The organism is Paenibacillus silvestris (assembly GCF_009882985.1).
Taxonomy (GTDB): Bacteria; Bacillota; Bacilli; order Paenibacillales; family NBRC-103111; genus Paenibacillus_E; species Paenibacillus_E silvestris.
The window spans coordinates 828,885-849,512 of record NZ_WTUZ01000040.1 but is presented as its reverse complement, the minus strand read 5'-3'; the positions used below and the strand labels follow the sequence as shown (position 1 = coordinate 849,512).

The following is a 20,628-nucleotide window of genomic DNA, read 5'->3' as shown; positions in this document are numbered from 1 at the left end:
TCCTTGCTAGAACACCAACTTTAATCCCAGCTAAAGCTTCTTGCGCCACTTTGTTACGAACATCTTTGAATGCGTTGTTTCGTTGTCTCATTCCGTTCAGCCCCCTTTATTTCATAGTACCTCATTTACCTAGGTACTCTCCAATTCAATTAGGGGGCTAAACAGCTATGCGGAACTACAGGGCTTTATTTGTTCTAATAACCTTACATGGGAGTTAAAATCGGCGAAATAGCGGATCATAGTTCCCTCCACTGTAGGAAAAGGGGACTATCCTGAGAAATAGGGGATCGTAGTTCCCATAATAAATAAGAGGCTGTCTCTATGGTCATATCAGACCTTCGAGACAGCCTCTTTGGTTTACTACATCTTATTTATTCAGCAAATGAGAGCGATATACGTATTCAAACAGGAATTCGAAAGCTTCCAAGTGTCGTTTAGCTTCGAACGCGTTCGCACCCCATGCATAAATCCCATGCTTGCGCAGGACGATTCCTGGAATCCGCGGGATAATGGCATCTTCCACTAGCGCGGCAATACGAGGGATTTCGGCATAGTTTGGTAAAATCGGAATCTCAATTTGTGCTTCTTCATCCCAGATGTTGAAAGCTTTGATTAGCTCAACGCCGTCGACGGGAATGCTTTTGCGCTCCCAATACAGTTCTGAAACCAAGTTATTGAAAATGGTGTGCACATGAAAAATAGCGCCAGCGCCTGTTAAGCGATAGATTTCGCTATGGATGAGCGTTTCAGCTGAAGGCTTCAGGCTCGTAGCTTCGGTAGCGACGCCTTTCTCGTTAACAAGCAAGAAATCTTCCGGCGTTTGCACGGATTTATCTCTGCCGCTTGACGTGATGGCAAAAGTGAATTGCTCAGGCTCGAAGCCGCCTACGCGAACGGATAAATTGCCGCTAGTTGCAGGAAACCAACCTCTTGCTGCTAAATTCGCTTTAATCTCGCGCAGTTCAGCGAAAGCGCGTTGTTTCTCTTCCAGTAAAATACTCATGCTACAGGTTCAGCCTCCAGTTGCTTCATAATATCGAAAAAGTTATCGAATGGGTAATACGCGTATCCCAACTGCTCACACATGTCGACAAGATGGGAGCGTGCAAAAATCGTATCAACCAACTTAGCTCCTTCGAAATCTGTAATGCTATCTCCGATGATAATCCGCTCATACCGATTGGCATCATAAGAGCGAATAATACTAGTTTTACACATGCCACAGTCCGTTTGGCAATGCTCATCACATTTGTTAGGCCACAGAATTTCAATGACGCTGCCCTCGAATGAGGAGGCATTGCTATAAATGTTCTCATGTGGAATGGGAAAAGGTTTCAGAAGCGGGTAAATAAAGAAATCAATGCCTCCGCTAGTGATTAATAACTTGATGTTTTGTTCTTTGCAGTAGTTCACGAATTCCCCGAAGCCATCCCGGATGACCGCATTCCCAATCGCATACGCAACAATTTCATCCTTGCGCGAAGTGGGCAGCAGGGCGAACATTTCGCCGACGCCTTGACGAATAGAAATGCTTTTATCCAAAATGCGCTCTACGATCGCTTCCCAGCCTGCAGGGTTAAAATGCTTCATAATGGCCACTATGTTATCGTTCACGGTAATGGTACCGTCAAAGTCGCAAAAAATAATGCGTTCCTTACTCATTCTCTAATCCCCCAAGTGTCAATAGCTGATTGTAATTCTGGATGTGTTTGGGCGTAGTCACGGAGCTGTATGCCTTGTAGCGTTGCATCGATTGCTTGTCTAAATGCTCGTCCTCCGGCGATTGTGCCAAGCGGATGACCATGAATGCCTCCGCCGGCATTCACGATAACATCTTGACCGAAGTCTCTCAGAATGAGAGGGACCAAGCCAGGATGTATACCCGCAGACGGCACTGGGAAGGAAGCAGCCAGTTTCAAATGAGCATCTGCCGAAGCCTGATAGCTGTAATCGGCATGAAGATCATTTGTTAAAAGCACATGTTTGATCGCTAGGTTTTCTTCTCTCGGCATGACAACAGAGCCATAAGGAGAAGGGAAGAGAACCAGATCTGCTCCAGCGAGACGCATCAATTTACCCAGCAGCACAGAAGGGGAGATCCCATAGTGTGGTGAAGGATACGTTGCGCCTGCCATTGCAGGATGGGCCATAATCGGAATCGTAATTTCAGGGTCAGCGCTTAGTTCATGCAGGACATCGAAGCCATAGGCTAGCACATTGAATAAAAGAGCGTTAGCTCCTGCAGAAATCGCTTTTTTGGCTTGGGAAGCCAGCTTGGAAGTTGGACCGGTCAAATTAACGGCGTACAGCAGCATCTGGCCGGTTTCTCGAGAGGCTTGTTCAGCGGCCTCCATACAAATCTCAATCCGTTTCTCAAGCGGAGTCAACGGATTCTCGAATAAGATTTCATCATCTTTGATCAAATCCACGCCACCTGCTGCTTGCAAATAAAACTGTTCACGTAGTGCAGGGAGTTCATAGCCGACAACGGATTTGAAGATACTCATGAGCAGCGGACGGTCATGCACGCCAAGAAGGTCGCGCACGCCTTGCATGCCGAATTTCGGCCCGGGGAAGCCAGCAAGGAAGTCGGTGGAGAATTTCAAGTCAATGAGCTTAATTTTGCCGTCCATGGACAGCTTACCGAAAACGGTGACTAACAGCGCAGGGATATCCCGGCTGAAATTGACGTCAGGATAAGCGATCGTAATATCCGCATAACGCGTAGTGATCGGCTCTCCTGGGCCAGGCTCGTGAACCTCCACGGCAATCACTTTGCCGAGATGCTTTTCCATTTGTGCCTTCTGAGCCTCAGGCAGCTCTGTCCAAGAGCCGACTGTCAGCCCGACAGCAATGCCAGTTGCTTTTTTATGAAAATCGGCTTTCTCATCGAAACTCCGATATGTAGCTAAACAATATGCACTCATCGTAACTATTCACCTGCTTTGCTAGAATAAAACCTCATTCATTCAGGACAATTTGCTCACTGGACTTGGGGCTGCAATTTGCTCGCCCATTTCTTTAGCTCGTTCAGCCGAGCGGAAAACGGCCTTAGTTACAGCTTCTGTAAACTGGTATTGATCCAAAGCTTCAATTGAAGCCTGCGTGGCACCATTCGGTGATGTGACCTTACGACGAAGCTCAGCCGGATCTTCTTGTGTATGCTGGACCATATGTGCAGCACCAAGAACGGTTTGCAGGGTTAATTGACGGGAATCTTCCTCGGTCAGACCGCCTTCGATACCCGCTTTGATCATGGCTTCCATGAAATAGTAGACATAGGCAGGACCGCTGCCGGATACGCCGGTTAGAATTTCAAGCTTCTCTTCTTCAACAACGGATACGATACCTACAGCTTCGAACATTTGGGTTGCGAGCTGCTTGAATGTATCATTAACGTTTGCAGAGAAGCTCATTCCTGTAGCTCCCAATCCAATCGTTGAGGAAGTGTTCGGCATTGTCCGAACGATGGCCATATTGGAATCCAGCAAAACTTCCATTTTGGCGATGGATAGACCCGCGATGACGGAGACGAGCAGCTGATCTTCATTCAGTAGCGGCTTCAGATCCTCAAAAGCAGTCACAACATCTTTGGGTTTCATACAAAGAACAACCACATCTGCTTGGCGCAGGTAAGCTTCTTTGGTGATGGGATCGGAAGTAGCCTGCAGGCCATACTCCGAACGAAGAAAAGTTAAACGGTCTTGATCGGAACGGTTCATAACATAAATATGCTGGGGATCAGCTACTTTGGTTTGGATCAGACCGCGGATAATGGCTTCCGACATGGAGCCTGCACCGACAAAGGCAATTTTGGCTTGGGATAAAGTTGTGGACATCGTACATTCCTCCTCAAATTGTAAGAACTATTGACGTATTTGACCGCTTCCATAGATGCGGTATTTGGTTGAAGTTAAGGCTGGCAGACCCATCGGTCCGCGAGCGTGCAGTTTTTGAGTGGAAATGCCGATTTCCGCACCGAATCCGAATTCAAAGCCATCTGTGAAACGCGTTGACGCATTGTGGTAAACCGCTGCCGCATCGACTTCTTGCAGGAATCTCTCCGCATGGGAAGCATCTTCGGTCACAATACATTCAGAATGCATCGTACCGAATTCACGAATGTGATCCAGCGCTTCATCCAAATCTTTGACCACTTTGACATTAAGAATGTAATCTCCGTACTCTGTTGCCCACTCTGGTGCGGCTGCATTCTGCATGCTAGGGATTAATGCTCTAGCCTGCTGATCTCCTCTAAGCTCGACATTAGCGCCCGTAAAGGCTTCCGCAATTGCGTTCAAATGCTTGGATGCCACAGATTCATGAACGAGCAAAGTTTCCATCGAATTGCAAACGGAAGGACGTTGAGCCTTGGCGTTAAGCCCAATCGAGATGGCCATTTCAAGCTGTGCGCTTTCGTCTATAAAAGTATGACATACACCTGCTCCTGTTTCAATGACAGGGACGGAGGCGTTATTGACAACATTTTGAATAAGTGAGTGCCCGCCTCTTGGAATGAGAACGTCGATAAGGCCATTCAGCTTCAGCATTTCGTCTACTGAACTGCGATCTGCACTTAGGATCAATTGAAGAGCATCTGCTGGGATGGCAGAGCGGTTTAGTGCGCCATGCAGAACCTCAACAATTTTCTCATTCGAAAATAGAGCAGAAGAGCCGCCACGAAGCACGACAGCGTTGCCTGTTTTGAGGCACAATCCTGCGGCATCCACGGTAACATTGGGTCTAGCTTCATAGATGATCCCGATCACGCCAAGTGGGACACGAATTTTGCGAATGCGAAGTCCATTCGGACGATCAAAATCTTCGAGTGTATCTCCGACTGGATCAGGCAATTCAGCGATTTGACGCAAACCCTCGGCAATGGCTGCAATTCGGGTTTCGTTAAGGGCAAGGCGGTCAAGTAGGGATGCGCTTGTGCCTAATTGTTTGCCACGCTCCAAATCTTTGGCATTAGCTTCAATAATGGCTTGTTGTTCGGTGACAAGGGCATCAGCCATAAGCAGCAGCGCTTGGTTTTTTTGTTCAGTGGTAAGATTACCCATTATTTGGGCGGCTTGTTTCGCTAATTTGGACTTTTGAACGACTTCACTCATGGGAAGATCGACCTCCTGTTTGGAAAAAAGTTTGGCAGTGCGCAGCGATTTGCTCCGTTGTAAGCTCATATTGATCTCCGCTGCGGCGTTCTTTACATTCTACGATATGCTCTACTGCTTTCTTCCCTACGGTAATCCGAAGTGGGAAGCCAAGCAGATCGGCATCGTTGAATTTAACGCCAGGACGTTCTTCACGATCATCCCAAAGGACGGAATATCCGGCAGCAGTCAATGTTTTGTAAATCTCTGTGGATAACTTCAATTGAATCTCATCCTGCACGTGAACCGTTAGCAGATGAACGTCGAATGGGGTGACAGAGTCCGGCCAGATGATGCCTCGCTCATCATAGTTTTGTTCAATAATGGCGGCAAGCACACGAGAAACGCCAATCCCATAGCAGCCCATAATGATGGGCTCTGCAGCACCATTCTCATCGCTGAACGACGCGCCTAATGAACGGCTGTATTTGGTTCCTAGCTTGAAAACATGACCGACCTCAATTCCCTTGGCAAAAGAGAGTTCATGTCCGCAAGTTAGGCAGTGTTCGCCCTCAGTAACGTTACGCAGATCATCGTAAGTCAAATCGACGAGATCACGCTCTACGTGAACATGAGTGAGGTGATAATCGGCTTCATTCGCGCCGATGACAGCGTTCTGCATGCCTATGATAGATGTGTCTGCGATGATCTTGATATTCGGAAGTCCAAGGGGACCTATGAACCCAGCGACGGAGCCTAATTTGTGAATACCAGCTTCCGAAAGCATCGTGAATTCTGAACCGCCTAAGACATTTTTCAATTTAATTTCGTTGATTTCACAGTCACCGCGAAGAAGGACGATAACAGGCGTGCCATTCACTTCAATCGCGATAGATTTAATAATCTGCTCAGGTGAGATTTGAAGGAACTCACTTAGCTGTTTAATGCTGCTCACTTGTGGTGTATGCACTTTCTGGGGCTTGGCGTTAAGGTCTGACTGCTTGCTTGAAGCAGATGCTGCTGGCAATTGGCCAACCGCTTTCTCCAAATTGGCTGCATAATGACAGGAAGGGCAATGAACAATGGTATCTTCCCCAATGTCGGCAAGTGCCATGAACTCATGCGTATCCGTACCGCCGATAGCCCCGGAATCAGCTTCAACTGCCCGGAAATTTAGCCCGCAACGGGTGAAAATACGATCATAAGCGTTGTACATGCTCTCGTAGCTTTCATCAAGACCGCTCTGTGAACGATCGAAGGAATACGCATCCTTCATCAGGAACTCGCGTCCGCGCAGCAGACCGAATCTTGGTCTTCGTTCATCCCGGTACTTCGTTTGAATTTGATAAAGAGTAACAGGAAGCTTTTTGTAGGATTGAATTTCGTCTTTCACAATCGTTGTAATAACTTCCTCATGCGTCGCTCCTAGAGCAAACTCACGACCATGCCGGTCTTCCAGACGCATTAATTCGGGTCCGTATACGTCCCAACGGCCAGATGCCTTCCATAATTCGGAAGGATGCAGCGCAGGCATGAGCATTTCTTGCGCACCGGCGGCGTCCATCTCTTCCCGAACGATGGTTTGGATATGTTGAAGGGCTTTAAGTCCCAAAGGCAAGTAGGAATAAATACCGCTGGATAGCTGGCGTATCAATCCTGCACGCAGCATCAGCTTGTGGCTTGCGACTTCAGCATCACCCGGGACGTCTCGTAAAGTCGGGATTAACATGCGTTGTTGTCTCATCGCTCATGTGCCTCACTTTCATCTATCATTATTAAGCAAGCGGAACCCATTCATCACGGTGAATGACTTCAATTCTTGCGACTTCTACACGCTTCTGAACTTCCTCGGTCGATAACCCCGCAGCCGCTTGTATTTGCCATGCTGCGTAATTAACGACACCGCGTCCGAGCAAGGTACCTTCGTTGCTGAGCACTTCGACCACGTCGCCGGGGTGGAAGTCCCCGGTAGCTCCAATGATACCGGCGGGGAGCAGGCTCTTGCCGCCGCTCATCAAAGCCGATCGCGCGCCTGGATCGACAAGGATTTGCCCTTGGGGCAGCGAGTGGAAGCCTACCCACTGTTTCTTCACCGGCAGATTATTCAGCACGGTGTCAAAGTACGTGCCCTTGCCGCTGCCGCCAACGGCATTGGCAAGATCACCGGGCTCCAGCACGCGCCCGATAAAGACCGGCACGCCCCCGCGCATCGCGATGCGGGCGGCTTCGACCTTCGAGCGCATGCCGCCGGTGCCGACCGCGCTCCCAGAGCCTCCAGCGAAGCTGAACAGCTCGTCGCTGATAGCAGCAACGCGATCGATTCGCTGTGCGTTCGCGTTCTTGCGGGGATCGTCCGTGTACAGGCCGTCCATATCTGTAATGATGATCAATTTGCTGGCTTTCGCCAAATTGCCCACCAGGGCTGACAACGTATCGTTATCGCCGAACTTCAGTTCATCCACCGCGACGGTGTCGTTCTCGTTGATAATCGGGACGACGCCGCGCTGCAGCAGCTCGTCGATCGTCATAATCGCGTTCTGGACGCGCTTGCGGTTGGAGAAGTCGTACCGGGTCAGCAGAATTTGTGCCACGCTAATGCCGTGGGACGCAAAGGCTTCATGGTACGCCTGCATGAGCAGCGCTTGCCCGACAGCGGCAGCGGCTTGTTTCTCGTGCAGCACCTTGGGCCGCGTACGGTATCCAAGGGAGGTGAAGCCTGCGGCAACCGCCCCGGATGTCACGAGCAGAACTTGGTTGCCATCCTTCTGCAATTGCGCTAGTTCCGATGCGAAAAAACGGATTTTATCGGGATTTAACCCACCTGTATCTGAAGTTAAAGAAGAACTGCCGATTTTCACGACGATGCGCTGTATCATTACGATCCCATCCTTTGTTTGAGCAAATATGTATATGTAGATACAAAAAAGACTCCCGTCCTCATAACATAAGGACGAAAGTCTGTTAGCTTCCGCGGTACCACCTTAGATTGGCGCACGCCAAAAGGCTGCACCCAACTCTAGATTCCCTGGATAACAGCAGGGGACTGTTCAACTCATCGTTGACGGTTCAGGGGCGGGTTCGGAATCGGTTCACGGCAAGCTCTCTCAGTCGCTGGAGCTCACTCTCTGGTTACGTGCTGCACGTTCCTACTATTCCCATCATAACATTGCGATATAGAAGTTTTGGAAGACTTCCTTTTTGGTTCTATATAGAATAGCACGGGGTACGAGCGTTTGTAAAGAAGCATTAGCCTCTATTTCTTCTGATTAACCAAATAGATTCAGCTTCCCGATTCGTTGTACAGCTTCTGCTAATCTTTCTTCCGAAGATAAGAGACCCAGACGCACATAACCCTCTCCATGTGTGCCAAAGCCAATGCCTGGCGCGACCACAACTTTTGCTTCTTGAAGAAGCAAGTCAGCAAGGCTTTGTGACGTGTGTCCCTTCGGAACAGGCAGCCAAGAGAAGAAAGAGCCTTGGGAAGGACGTGCATGCCAGCCAATGTCCGCAAGTGCAGCGTACAAGGCATTACGACGGCTCTCATATACATCTCTGAGCTCGGTAACGCAATCTTGCGAAGCGGTAAGCGCCGTTGCTGCAGCTGCTTGAATGCCACCGAACAAGGAGCAGTAGTAGTGATCCTGCATTAAGTTGATGAGGCGGATAACCTCTCGGTTACCAAGTGCAAAGCCAACACGCCAGCCAGCCATGTTATACGTTTTGGAGAGTGTATAAAACTCGATGCCAACCTCTTTGGCGCCAGGCGTTTGTAAGAAGCTGAGTGGTTTCTCGCCATCGAATCCTATAGCGCCGTATGCGAAATCACTTGCTACGACCACACTGTTGCGCTGTGCGAATTGAACCGTTTCTTCATAGAAGGAAGCGGGTGCAGTGGCACCAGTTGGATTATTGGGATAGTTGATGAACATAAGTTTCGCACGATCCAGATCGGATTGTTTCAAGGCCGAGTAGTCGGGAAGAAAATTATTTTCTTCTCGCAAAGGCATGAAAGCCATCTCCGCGCCGGCTAATGCAACACCTGACCAATAGTCGGGATACCCTGGGTCAGGCACCAGGCAAACATCGCCAGGGTTCAGCAGACACTGAGCAATCTCGATGAGCCCTGTTTTGCCTCCAAAAAGTATGGCGACTTCTGTATCCGGATCAAGATCAACCTGGTGATCTTCTTTGTAACGTTGAGCAATCGCTTGTTTGAGAAATGGAAAACCACTGAAAGGCGGGTATTTGTGATACAAGGGATTAGCCGCCGCTTCCTGCATCGAAGCTACGATATGAGGGGGCGTCGGGCGATCCGGGTTACCTTGGCCGAGATTGATAACATCGTGTCCTAAGGCAATTTGTTCATTCGCTTTACCTACGAGGGTAGCAAAAAATTGGGTAGGCAAGCCTTTCATACGTTCAGCAGGTTGTATGGGGAAAGCACTTGTTTTGGTAGATAGCGTAGTCACGTCTTTAATTCACACTCCGGAGGTCGGGATTTTAATTAATAACCTAAATGTAACATGATTAGTCTTTTTTTCATAGTGATGAAAAAAATCGATTTTACAATGTTCCAGCCTTATCATACAGTTAGTTCAAAAGCTGTGGAAAGGGATGAGAGCCATGTCGGAATCCTCACAAGTTGCTCAAGTTTTTTTGCAGGAGTCGATTCGGGCTTTTGAGAATATGAAAAAGCTGGCGGATCAAGCATTTGCGCAAGCGGCGGACGAGCATTTTTATCAAGTATTAGATGAAGAGTCGAACTCTTTGGAAGTGTTGATCAAACACATGCATGGGAATATGTTATCCCGTTGGGTCGATTTTCTAACATCGGATGGGGAAAAGGAGACGCGTGAGCGTGATGGGGAGTTTGAAACCAGTCGATACTCGAGGGAGGAGCTCATTTCTTTGTGGGAGGAAGGGTGGAAGGCACTGTTTGATGCCCTGCACGCGTTAACACCAGATGATGTTCTTCGTATTGTTCTCATTCGCGGACAAGAACTTACTGTGATTCAAGGTATCCAACGCCAAGTTTCTCACTACGGCTATCATGTGGGACAAATTGTTTTTCTGAGCAAACACTTGGCCAGCCAAAGCTGGAAAACGCTCAGCATTGCAAGAGGACAATCGAAAGCTTTCAGGCCATCTTAAGTCAGCACTTGGGTTCAAACCGATTTTCGATTATGATGGATAACATAAATGGCTATTTTTGCCCTGTGGAAGGAGTATTTACAGTATGTCAGATTCCAAACAGCTTCATGTGGCACTCATTCAAATGGATATTACGATTGGTGAGCCAGAGACGAACTTTATACGATTGGAGAAACTTCTCCAAGATGCCGTTCGAAATAATCCCAAGCCGGATGTCATTGTTTTTCCTGAGATGTGGAATACCGGCTACGCCTTAACTGAGATTCAGGAGCTAGCAGACGTGAATGGGGAACGGACGAAAGCGCTCTTGAGCGGCTTTGCCAAAGCGAACCATGTGAATATAATCGGCGGTTCGATTGCCGAGAAAAAAGAGGATCGTGTGCTGAACACGATTTATGCGTTCGATCGCGAAGGAATGGAAGTTGCGGAGTATTCCAAAATTCATTTATTCCGCTTGATGGACGAAGAAAAATTTCTGCACAGCGGCGACCAGCTTGGCCAATTCGAGCTCGAAGGCGTTCCAGCGGGTGCTATGATTTGTTACGATATTCGCTTCCCGGAGCTGGCGCGCAAATTAGCCCTTGATGGAGCTAGAATCTTATTCGTGCCCGCAGAGTGGCCGCATCCTCGTTTGCATCACTGGCGTACGCTGCTCATGGCCAGAGCCATTGAGAATCAAATGTACGTCGTTTCTTGCAATCGTGTCGGAACAAGCGGTACAACGAGTTTCTTTGGACATTCCATGGTTATTGACCCTTGGGGCGAAGTGCTTGTGGAGGGCGATGAAACCGAAGCAATCTTGCATGCAACCATTGATTTAGAGGAAGTTGTGCGTGTGAGGGCTAAAATCCCAGTCTTTGAGGATCGGCGTCCGCATTTGTATTAATTTTTTTGAATTAGGCGGTTAACATTTGATTTTTTGTCGGTTTTTCTGTAAACTAAAGCCAATTGAATGATCAATTGCGGCTGTGAAGGATGAATAGTACTTGAACAACTTCTTGTTCAGCGAGCTGGGGACGGTGAGAGCCCAGACAGGAGCTCAAGGAAAAGGCTATCCGGAGCCGATACGATAAAGGGGATACAGGCTTATACAGGTGTATCAACTAGGGTGGAACCGCGGGTGCGTAAGGCTCTCGTCCCTAGGCATGATTTGATGCCTTTGGATGTGGAGCTTTTTTTGCGTGCTCATATCCAAACGGACGTCTTAGGGCTTAGCCCATTATGATAAGCTGAAGGAGCGAATGAACAATGAGTGTTACGATGGATCAAGTTGTCGCATTAGCAAAGCACAGAGGTTTTGTATTCCCAGGTTCCGAAATTTATGGCGGTTTGGCTAACACATGGGATTACGGCCCATTAGGTGTTGAATTAAAGAATAATATCAAACGCGCTTGGTGGAAAAAATTCGTTCAGGAATCCCCGTATAACGTAGGTCTTGACGCAGCCATTTTGATGAACCCACAGGCATGGGTAGCATCTGGCCATGTAGGAAATTTCAACGATCCAATGATCGATTGCAAAAACTGTAAAGCACGCCACCGTGCAGATAAGCTGATTGAAAATAAACTAGCTGAAAAAGACATCGAAATCGTTGTGGACGGCATGACATTCGATGACATGATGAAGCTGATCGTCGAGAATAACATCGTTTGTCCGGATTGCGGCAGCAAGGATTTCACGGACATTCGTCAGTTTAATCTGATGTTCAAAACGTTCCAAGGCGTAACAGAAGCAAGCTCGAACGTCGTTTACTTGCGTCCTGAAACTGCTCAAGGTATTTTTGTTAACTTCAAAAATGTACAGCGCACAATGCGTAAAAAGCTGCCATTCGGTATCGGTCAAGTCGGCAAAAGCTTCCGAAACGAAATCACGCCAGGTAACTTTACTTTCCGTACTCGTGAATTTGAACAAATGGAGCTTGAGTTCTTCTGCAAACCAGGCGAAGATATGAAATGGTTCGAGTACTGGAGAAGCTTCTGCCATAACTGGCTGTTGTCTCTAGGCGCTAAAGGTGAAAACCTTCGTTTGCGTGACCACAATGAAGACGAATTGTCTCACTATAGTAATGCTACGACGGATATTGAGTACAAATTCCCGTTTGGCTGGGGCGAGCTTTGGGGTATTGCGGATCGCACTGACTTCGACTTGAAACAGCACATGGAGCATTCCGGTGAAGATTTCAACTATATCGATCAAGAAACGAATGAGCGTTATGTACCTTACTGCATCGAGCCATCCCTTGGCGCAGACCGCGTGACGTTGGCGCTTTTGATTGACGCGTTCGAAGAGCAGAAACTGGAAGGTGACGACAGCCGTACTGTGCTTCACTTCCACCCTGCCCTAGCTCCTATCAAAGCAGCTATTTTCCCGCTTTCCAAGAAGTTGAATGAAGGCGCACAAGCGGTGTTTGCTGATCTAGCGAAACATTTCATGGTTGACTATGATGATACAGGTTCAATCGGTAAAAGATACCGTCGTCACGATGAAATCGGTACGCCATTCTGTATCACATACGATTTCGAATCCGAGACAGATGGTCAAGTAACGGTTCGTGACCGTGACACCATGGAACAAACGCGGATGCCTATCTCTGAATTGAAAGCATTTATTGAGAATTCGCTTCAGTTCTAATTTAAAAAGGCTGGCCATTAAGGTAAATAAACCTTGTGGTCAGCCTATTTTTTCTGCTCGAGTTCGCTGCAGCGAGCGAGTGAGTGAGTGAGTGAGTGAGGGGAACTACGGGGCGCTATTTTGCCCAAAAAAGCCATTTGAGTGGTGAAGGGGATCTGTGGTCCGCTATTTCTCCAGTGTTGGTGGATATTTACGCGGTTGGCACGACATAAGGCCCTGTAGTTCCGCTTCCTCCTCGAATTGTCGTTTTTATCCAGAATAAAGCCCTATAGTTCCGTTATTTAGAATGGGCTAAGATGAAAGTCTGCAAAAGAGGCTGTCCCTCGTCATTTTCATGACGGATAGGGATAGCCTCTTTTTCAATTAAATAACGTAATCGAGAACTTCACTATAGGGCAGATAGCGGTGAACTTCAGTGAGCGGCGGACTATAAACATGAATGGATACGGCAGGCTCATGGAACGGATTGCTAAGCTGATGGATTTGATCCTTCGGAGCCGTAAAGTAATCACCTGTTTTGATAAAATCGTCGCTGTGAACAACCGGGTAACCTTCCGTGTCTAGCAGGAATTTAGAATTGACAATATTGCCTTGAACGAGGCAAGCGGCGCCTACGGACGCTCCGTGATTATGAATGGCTGTTGCGGCAGAAGCGGGAATATGAATGATAATAACTTCAAGCTCCTTAGTGCTGTAGATGACATTTCGGCCATAAGGGAGTTTCACGGGCTCGGTTTTATAAGCTGGCACCTCATGGAGTGAACTGTTTAGGGATAGAAGGGCTGATTTTAATTGTTCGAATGAGGGTTCTTGCAACTTACAGAATGTCTGCTCAATTGCTTTTACTAACTTCATGGTTTCTGCCTCCTAGGCATTGAGTATCTCTTTATCAATATTAATTAGAGAAACGATAAGTTTTTATTATATTGTATGCTTTTGGAGATGAAAGGGTTAGGGAAAATGGCATAATTTCCAGAAGAAAAGGGCTTGCAATCGGTCTGCAGAAGGGGAAGTTTTCATTCTTTTGTGCAATAGGCAAGTGGCCATGAAGTCTGACACAATGAGGAGTAGAAGAGCAGCGCGAAAGTTTATCGAAGGGATTGATCTGATGAAAGTAATGGATGCGAATTTGAAAAAGCAAAATGAACAAGAGATTCACAGGGTGTTCAGCGCCCTGCAAGCTGCATGGAATGAGCACAATGGATCGGCATTTGGCCAATGTTTTACGGAGGAGGCCGACTATGTCACGTTCAATGGTCAGCACTTGAAAGGGCGTCAAGCGATTGCGGAAGTTCATCAGAAGCTATTTGACGGTGTATTGCGAGGTTCCTTGATGACGGAGGGAGGTTCGATTCAGATTCGATTTTTGAATGCGGACATGGCTCTTGCTCACTGTGTTGGAGCGATTAAGCTTAGGTGGCAGAGGAAAGCTCCGAAAAACCGAGATTCTATTAATACGAATGTATTGATCAAAGAAAAAGACGGCTGGAAAATCGCAGCCTTCCACAACTGCCGCATCCAGCCGCCGAACTTTATTCAACAATGGTTTATGAAATAAAAGGCGAATTAGACGCGAAATGGAGGCATCCGTCTGCCGTCGATATCCGTGAAACCATATTCGGCAGCTAAGGAACCCACCTCGTGTAGTTGCCCAGCTTTCAGATCTACCAGTGGATCAGAGGCAAGCGCGACAACGGCGCGCCCAATATACTCGACGGATTCCGTTGGATGTAATTCTTCAATTTTCATGAAGTCAGGATCGCCAGGTTCGAGACCGTAATGTTTGTACACGGCTTCCGTACGCATCCAACCGGGAGCTAACGCTAGTGCTGTCACATCTAGTTGGTTTGCCTTAAGATTGAGAGACATAGCACGTGTCATATTCACAACTGCACGTTTCACAGTGTCATAAAATACATTCACAGGGTAGTCGCCGCCAATATCAGAGTAAACCCCTGTGTTAATGATTAATCCACGATTCTGCTCAAGGAAGAAGGTGGACATGGCATATCGGCTGGACACCATTTGTGCGCGTAAACCAGCATCAAACATGTTATCCCAACGTTTCAATGGCTGCTTCCAGAAAGGCGCTAAAAAGTCATCCTTCTCAATGTCCTCGTATCCACCCCAAGCGTTGTTGACTACAAGATCAAGTGATCCTTGCTCCTGTTTGATTTGGTCATACAGTTTTTTGACATCGGATTCAATGGTATGATCGCATCGAACCGCAATTCCAACGCCTCCGCGTGCAGTCAATTCATCCGCTGTATCTTCAATCGTACCTGTAAGATCAGTCTGAGTCGATTGTGCCCTAGTACTGCGGCCAGTGACGTAAACGGTGGCACCTGCTTCACCAAGCGCTAAGGCAATCCCTCTGCCAGCGCCTCGGCTTGATCCAGTCACTAGGGCTACCTTACCTTGAAGCTGCTTACTATTCATCATCCTTTATGCCTCCTCTATATCATTCAACAAGTTAATTTACATGTATTACATGTATAGCTTACCTCGATACCATGACAATACTTGTCATGGATTATATTTGCGCAAAATAGCTTGAATTGATCAATCTGCCAAGGCGTCATACGCGCGAAGCATTCCCTGGAGCTGGTCGCGAATCCATTCCACCATTTCTGATGGTTCTTCGACAACAGCATCTGCACCCATGCCAAGGAAAAACTTCGAGAAATAGAGTAAATTGCTTTGGTGCATCTCAGTGGCTAATTCACCGCTCCCATCAACATGTATCTTGACATGCTCATCCCTGCCACTGCTTCGCTCGTAAGCTCTGACACCAGCAGGAGTAAGCTTGACGCGGAGTTTCATGTGCTCAGAGGAACCTGCCTTTTGGTCCATACCTCCGGATAGCCAATCAAGAATTGTATAGTTCTTGAGGTCTTTGCGCGGATGGTCCGGCTCAGCGAGTTCCAAACTTTGCAAGCGATCTGTACGAAATAACAGGATGCGGTCTTTTTGAAAACAATAGGATGGAAAGTACCAGTAGCCATTCGATGCGTAAATGCCGATAGGCTGAATGGTTCGTTCCCTTGCTCCTTCTTTGGAGGCATAGGTGATGTGGAGGGGGAGACCATCGATCGAAGCCTCCAGTATTTCCTCCAAGTAAGGAGAACTTTGCGTTCGAGTAGGTGTCCAGAAGGATACGCGGCTCTTAAGAGCATCAATTCTTTTCTTGGTGTCTGTCGGAAGATAGTGATAGAACTTACCTAACGCTGAAGTTGATTCTGCTGCAAAAGGCAGCGCCCCATAATATTGGAGCGACTGAAAAGCGAAGAACATGGCTTCCGCCTCTTGCTCCGTAAACAAAATAGGAGGGAGCATCCGCTTCTTCAGCAAGCGATATCCGCCATGCGGGCCGAATTCCGTATACAGCGGCATCCCGAGCTCGCTAAGCTCTTGCAAGTCGCGGTGCATGGTTCGTTCCGAGACGCCGAATTCCTGAGCAAGCTCCTTGGTCGTGAAAGCCATGCGCTCATTGACCACCATCATAAGCTGGATCAAACGCTGCGTTTTGTTCATGACCGTTCGTACCTCCTTGGACTCTTACCGTTAACCAATTGTCTGCATAACCTCTTTCATGGTGCTGACGAAAGCCTCGGCTGCTTTGGAGAGATATCTGCCTTTGCGATAAGCGATGACTAATGTTCGAGTGGGTCTGCCTTCTAAGGCAAGGTGAGCGGGGGACAACTCGCTGAAGCTGCGCTTTGAGATCAAGTACGGCACGAATGCGATGCCCATCCCAGCTGCTACAAGAGATTGGACGGTCTCCATGTTGCTGGACTCGAACACGATATTAGGAACAATACCGGCATTTTGACAGAGATCAAGCGTAAGCTTTCGAAAACCTTGTCCTTTCTTTAGGGCAATGAAAGCTTCTTTTTCCAATTGCGAGATGGAGATCGGTTCTTTGGCCAGAGTTAATGGATGACGCGGGGGTACAGCAAGGACAATTTCTTCTTCTAAAAGTGTTTCATAAATAAGCGACTCTTCCCGCATCGGCAAGGAAAGGAGAGAAATATCGGTTTGCCCGTTCATAGTCAAAGTCTCCAGGTTCGCTGAAGTCTCTTCAACCAGCGAAATTTCTATATCCGGATAAGCGGCTTTGAAAACAGGGACAACGAAAGGGAGGATGGTCGAACCAGTGATTGGCATACTGCCTACGACAAGGCGTCCTTTTTTCATCTGAGAAATGTCTTCCATTTCTTTTTTAAGCTGCTCCACCATATCCAGAATCTTTTGGGACTTTTCAACGAATAAAGAACCGGCATGTGTAAGTTCAACAGAGTTCGTGCTGCGCTGGAACAGGAGTACACCGATTTCTTTCTCAAGCTTGGACAACTGCTGACTGAGTGAAGGCTGGGCGATATGAAGTTTTTCGGCAGCTCGTGAAAAGTTTCGTTCAATGGCTATTTGAATCGCATATTGTAGTTGACGTAATTCCAATGATTTTACAACTCCTAAAGTGAATGATAAGGGTCATGTTTATTGCTTTTAACTATAAAGCAGACAGTCGTGTTTTATTTATCATATATCATGATCGTATTTTAGCATAACCAATAAATAAAAAAGGCCGTCACACACATAGAATAAATCTACATGTGGACAGCCATTTTACTCGAATGAATGTAAATCATTATTTCTTCACTGTACTCCGGTACATCAGAAACAGTAAATACGGAGCACCGATGACAGCAACCACGATGCCAGATGGGATCTCTTTGGGAATGGCGATTACTTTGCCAATTATATCAGCGATGACAAGCAATATGGCGCCGATTAAAGCTGATAATACAACCGATTTCTGGTGACGTTGTCCCATGAAGATCCGAACGGCATGAGGAGCGAGCAGACCGATGAAGGAGATGGTGCCTACGCAAGCTACCGCTATTGCAGCGATCAAGACTCCGATGCTTGCAGCGATCAGGCGGGTTTTCTGCAGCTTGAGGCCCAAACCGAGTGAGACCAGATCTCCAAACGCAAGCAAATCCACACGGCGGCCAAGCAGCCAAGCGATTGGCAAAAGAATAACCATCGCCACGCTCAATTGGGAGAATTCCAACCACCCTCTGGCATACGTGCTTCCGGCCAACCAGGTGAGTGCTGGAGCAGCACCAAGCTTGGATTTAATGATTAAGAATTGGATGACAGCTGATCCAAGCGCAGAGATGGCGATGCCGACAAGGATGAGGACGACGGGGTTCAGCCCTTTTTTCCATGCTAGCATATACACACTGCCGGCAGAGAGAAGTGCGCCGACCATTGCGCCGATCGGCACCCACATGCCCGAAGCTGTTGGCCAAATGGTGAGCACGAGAAGCGCTCCCATACCAGCTCCTGTCGTCACACCGACAACGGAGGGGTCGGCGAGCGGATTGCGAACGGCGCCTTGCATCATGGAGCCGGCAATCGCAAGGGAAGCTCCAGCAAGTGCGGCCACTAGCACGCGAGGCAAGCGTAAGTTAAGGATGACATTGCTGGACATCTCGGGACCGCCACCGGACAGAACGGCAAGGACTTCGGATAATGGAATTTTTAAAGCACCGGCAGATAAACCAGTCAGAATAAGTACAAGCAGAGAAGCAGAAGAAATCAGAATAAGCAAGGGATACGGAATTTTGCTGCCGATATAGCCGACACCCATTGTTGAGCCGCTATCCGATGATGATTGCATCTTCGAGCCTCGAACAGCAAGCCATATCAGCCATGGAGCCCCAAGAACGGCAGTGACGGACCCGGCAGGCAACTCGCCTAGCGTACTGCGAAACATTTTGGCAATTGTATCCGCTGAAATCAGCACGACCGCTCCCCATATTGCGCTGCCTGGAATTAAGAACCTATGTCGTCTAAGTCCAATCAATCTGATCAGATGAGGGGCAATGAGTCCGACAAAACCAATAGGACCAACAACACTGACCGTTACCCCGGCTAGCAGAATGGCAGCAGCAAGCGCCATGAAACGGATCAAATTCACATTTTCCCCTAAGGAAACGGCTGTATCCTCACTCAGCTCTAGCATATCCAGCTTCTGACTGAACAAAAGGGCAGCGACTAACCCAATCGAAACCCAAGGAAGAGCGTAGCGCACGCCGAGCCAATCATTCTGTCCTAAAGCGCCTGAGCCCCACATGAATAGACCGTTGGTCTCATTCTCATACATAATCTGCAGTCCACTAGTGAAGGCAGAAAGGACTAGCGAAACGATCATGCCGGCCAAAGCCATGCGCAGCGGAGTGCTTTTGCGTCCGCCTGACATCAAGTAGGCCATGGCGGCCGCGCCGCATGCGCCAATGAGTGCTAACAGCAAGGAATGATCCGATTTTAGACTAGGGAAGTACACCGCTGCTAATACGATAATAAAATAAGCACCTGCATTTAAGCCCAGTGTAGAAGCTGAGGCAAGTGGATTGCGTGTAACCGTTTGAAGCAAAGCTCCAGCAACAGCGAGCGAAGCTCCGGCCAGTAGGCCGATGACGGCCCGCGGCAAGCGAAGCCCCCGAACCATATGATGGTCGGGGGTATCTTGTGGATTCAGCAATGCGCTCACGATGGTATGAACGGTAATGTTGGCTTCACCCTGCGTGATGTTCAGGAAGAGGACCAGAAGCAGAGCTAGAAAGCCTCCTCCAAAAACGAGAAGAGCTTTCCAGGTCGATTGCCGATGTAAAATGGTATTTTCTTTTACTTGAATTTGACTCATTTTGTTAAGGCGTTAGCTGTCAACTCGGCGAATACTTTTGCGGACAAGGGACCGCCGAAAGGCCAAGTGTTACCAGGCAGCTTGTAGGTTTTGTTCTCTTTTACAAAAGAAAGACCTTTCCATACCGCATTATCTTTGAGCTGCTTCTCGAACACATTATCATTGTCTTGAACGATGTAAATAAAGTTGGCGTTTTGCACGGCAGGCAATGCTTCTACTGAAGCTGTCGAATAGCCGTACATTTCAAATTTGTTGGCTTTAAATACGTTCTTCAAGCCAATACGCTGAAGAATTTGTACAGCCATAGAGTTGTCTACGAACATACGAAGATCAGCGTTATTTTGATTGCTGAAAGCTTGTGTCAATGCGATTTCAGCGCCTTCTTTTTTAGCAGCAGCAAGTTTTGCTTTTGTATCGGCGTATGATTTTTGAAGATCGGCAAGCACTTTGTCGCCTTCCGCTTTTTTACCTACAAGATCAGCAATGGTTTTGAAAGTGTTTTCCATCTCTGCATATTGATCGCCTTTCCCATCAGCAGGGTAGGAGTTAAATACGATCGTAGGTGCGATTTTTTTGAGTGCTTCATAATTTTTGCTTGAACGCAAAGTGCTAGTAATAATCAAATCTGGTTTGAGTCCTGTAATCGTTTCGAGGTTTGGTTCTTGTCGAGTTCCTACATCAACAACAGAAGCGTCCAAAGCAGGAGTAACATTCACCCAATTTTGATATCCCTTTTTATCAGCAGACCCGACAGGTTGAATTCCAACGGCGAGCAAGTCTTCCGCATATGTCCACTCTAAGGTAACGATTCGTTTAGGAGTACCTTTGATTTCAGTCGTCCCAAGGTCATGTGTAATGGTTTTGACCGTGTCGGCAGCAGCGGTAGGAGCCGTTGTAGGCTTCGCTGAAGCAGCCGCACTTGGTGAAGGTGCCAAACTAGACGACGTGCTGGCGGAATTCCCGCAAGCAGCAGTAAGGAAAAGCATGATGAGTGAAGCTGTAACAGTTAATGGTTTTACAAATTTACGCACAAATAAACCC

18 protein-coding genes are annotated in these 20,628 nt (G+C 47.7%); 4 read left to right on the top strand and 14 right to left on the bottom strand.

Annotated elements, in window-relative coordinates; translation table 11 throughout:
• Positions 1 to 367 precede the first annotated feature (367 nt).
• From mtnB to GQF01_RS35765, 8 genes are all read right to left on the bottom strand, one after another.
• Positions 368 to 1,003, bottom strand: coding sequence for a methylthioribulose 1-phosphate dehydratase (gene mtnB / locus GQF01_RS35800; protein ID WP_161412072.1), 636 nt, complete (start codon positions 1,001 to 1,003; stop codon positions 368 to 370).
• Positions 1,000 to 1,662 carry a 2-hydroxy-3-keto-5-methylthiopentenyl-1-phosphate phosphatase gene (locus GQF01_RS35795; RefSeq protein ID WP_161412071.1) on the bottom strand — a complete coding sequence of 221 codons (663 nt, stop codon included), beginning with the start codon at positions 1,660 to 1,662 and terminating at the stop codon, positions 1,000 to 1,002. Before GQF01_RS35795 ends, mtnB begins: the two co-directional genes overlap by 4 nt.
• Complete coding sequence (locus tag GQF01_RS35790) at positions 1,659 to 2,927, bottom strand: 2,3-diketo-5-methylthiopentyl-1-phosphate enolase (protein WP_161412070.1); 1,269 nt, start codon at positions 2,925 to 2,927, stop codon at positions 1,659 to 1,661. The genes GQF01_RS35795 and GQF01_RS35790 overlap by 4 nt, the downstream gene beginning before the upstream one ends.
• A 42-nt stretch (positions 2,928 to 2,969) precedes the next feature.
• Positions 2,970 to 3,839: a pyrroline-5-carboxylate reductase gene (proC, locus tag GQF01_RS35785; RefSeq protein WP_161412069.1), complete on the bottom strand. Its 870-nt coding sequence runs from the start codon at positions 3,837 to 3,839 to the stop codon at positions 2,970 to 2,972.
• Between the two features lie 27 nt (positions 3,840 to 3,866).
• Entirely contained in the window at positions 3,867 to 5,114 is a 1,248-nt protein-coding gene (locus GQF01_RS35780; RefSeq protein ID WP_161412068.1) for a glutamate-5-semialdehyde dehydrogenase, read from the bottom strand.
• Positions 5,107 to 6,837 (bottom strand): proline--tRNA ligase, encoded by a 1,731-nt coding sequence (locus GQF01_RS35775; protein ID WP_161412067.1) that lies wholly within the window; start codon positions 6,835 to 6,837, stop codon positions 5,107 to 5,109. Before GQF01_RS35775 ends, GQF01_RS35780 begins: the two co-directional genes overlap by 8 nt.
• A gap of 31 nt (positions 6,838 to 6,868) precedes the next feature.
• Positions 6,869 to 7,969 carry a glutamate 5-kinase gene (gene proB, locus GQF01_RS35770; RefSeq protein WP_161412066.1) on the bottom strand — a complete coding sequence of 367 codons (1,101 nt, stop codon included), beginning with the start codon at positions 7,967 to 7,969 and terminating at the stop codon, positions 6,869 to 6,871.
• Positions 7,970 to 8,359: 390 nt separating this feature from the next.
• Complete coding sequence (locus GQF01_RS35765; RefSeq protein WP_328803602.1) at positions 8,360 to 9,562, bottom strand: pyridoxal phosphate-dependent aminotransferase; 1,203 nt, start codon at positions 9,560 to 9,562, stop codon at positions 8,360 to 8,362.
• A 154-nt stretch (positions 9,563 to 9,716) separates the two neighbouring features.
• Here GQF01_RS35765 and GQF01_RS35760 point away from each other — a divergent pair, with 154 nt between their 5' ends.
• The 3 genes from GQF01_RS35760 (at position 9,717) to GQF01_RS35750 (ending at position 12,875) form a co-directional block, all read left to right on the top strand.
• Entirely contained in the window at positions 9,717 to 10,244 is a 528-nt protein-coding gene (locus GQF01_RS35760) for a DUF1572 family protein (protein WP_161412065.1), read from the top strand.
• A gap of 85 nt (positions 10,245 to 10,329) precedes the next feature.
• A complete protein-coding gene (locus tag GQF01_RS35755; RefSeq protein ID WP_235960845.1) occupies positions 10,330 to 11,130 on the top strand; it encodes a carbon-nitrogen family hydrolase in 801 nt (266 codons plus the stop codon).
• A 362-nt stretch (positions 11,131 to 11,492) separates the two neighbouring features.
• Positions 11,493 to 12,875, top strand: coding sequence for a glycine--tRNA ligase (locus GQF01_RS35750; RefSeq protein ID WP_145655236.1), 1,383 nt, complete (start codon positions 11,493 to 11,495; stop codon positions 12,873 to 12,875).
• 363 nt (positions 12,876 to 13,238) lie between these two features.
• Here the strand turns inward: GQF01_RS35750 and GQF01_RS35745 are convergent, their stop codons facing one another.
• The gene (locus GQF01_RS35745; RefSeq protein ID WP_161412064.1) at positions 13,239 to 13,730 is read right to left on the bottom strand and encodes a cysteine dioxygenase; all 492 of its coding nucleotides are present in this window, start codon (positions 13,728 to 13,730) and stop codon (positions 13,239 to 13,241) included.
• Positions 13,731 to 13,983: 253 nt separating this feature from the next.
• On the opposite strand from GQF01_RS35745, the gene GQF01_RS35740 reads away from it, so the two are divergent.
• Entirely contained in the window at positions 13,984 to 14,433 is a 450-nt protein-coding gene (locus GQF01_RS35740) for an SgcJ/EcaC family oxidoreductase (protein WP_235960840.1), read from the top strand.
• 8 nt (positions 14,434 to 14,441) lie between these two features.
• On the opposite strand, the gene GQF01_RS35735 is transcribed toward GQF01_RS35740, so the two are convergent.
• The 5 genes from GQF01_RS35735 to GQF01_RS35715 all read right to left on the bottom strand — a co-directional run bounded on the left by GQF01_RS35735 (position 14,442) and on the right by GQF01_RS35715 (position 20,618).
• Complete coding sequence (locus GQF01_RS35735) at positions 14,442 to 15,317, bottom strand: SDR family NAD(P)-dependent oxidoreductase (RefSeq protein ID WP_161412063.1); 876 nt, start codon at positions 15,315 to 15,317, stop codon at positions 14,442 to 14,444.
• Between the two features lie 120 nt (positions 15,318 to 15,437).
• Positions 15,438 to 16,409 (bottom strand): helix-turn-helix transcriptional regulator, encoded by a 972-nt coding sequence (locus tag GQF01_RS35730; RefSeq protein WP_161412062.1) that lies wholly within the window; start codon positions 16,407 to 16,409, stop codon positions 15,438 to 15,440.
• Between the two features lie 30 nt (positions 16,410 to 16,439).
• On the bottom strand, positions 16,440 to 17,333 hold the full coding sequence (locus GQF01_RS35725) for a LysR family transcriptional regulator (protein ID WP_161412061.1): 894 nt from the start codon (positions 17,331 to 17,333) through the stop codon (positions 16,440 to 16,442).
• 190 nt (positions 17,334 to 17,523) lie between these two features.
• The gene (locus tag GQF01_RS35720) at positions 17,524 to 19,587 is read right to left on the bottom strand and encodes an iron ABC transporter permease (RefSeq protein ID WP_161412060.1); all 2,064 of its coding nucleotides are present in this window, start codon (positions 19,585 to 19,587) and stop codon (positions 17,524 to 17,526) included.
• Positions 19,584 to 20,618 carry an ABC transporter substrate-binding protein gene (locus GQF01_RS35715; RefSeq protein WP_328803601.1) on the bottom strand — a complete coding sequence of 345 codons (1,035 nt, stop codon included), beginning with the start codon at positions 20,616 to 20,618 and terminating at the stop codon, positions 19,584 to 19,586. Before GQF01_RS35715 ends, GQF01_RS35720 begins: the two co-directional genes overlap by 4 nt.
• Positions 20,619 to 20,628 lie beyond the last annotated feature (10 nt).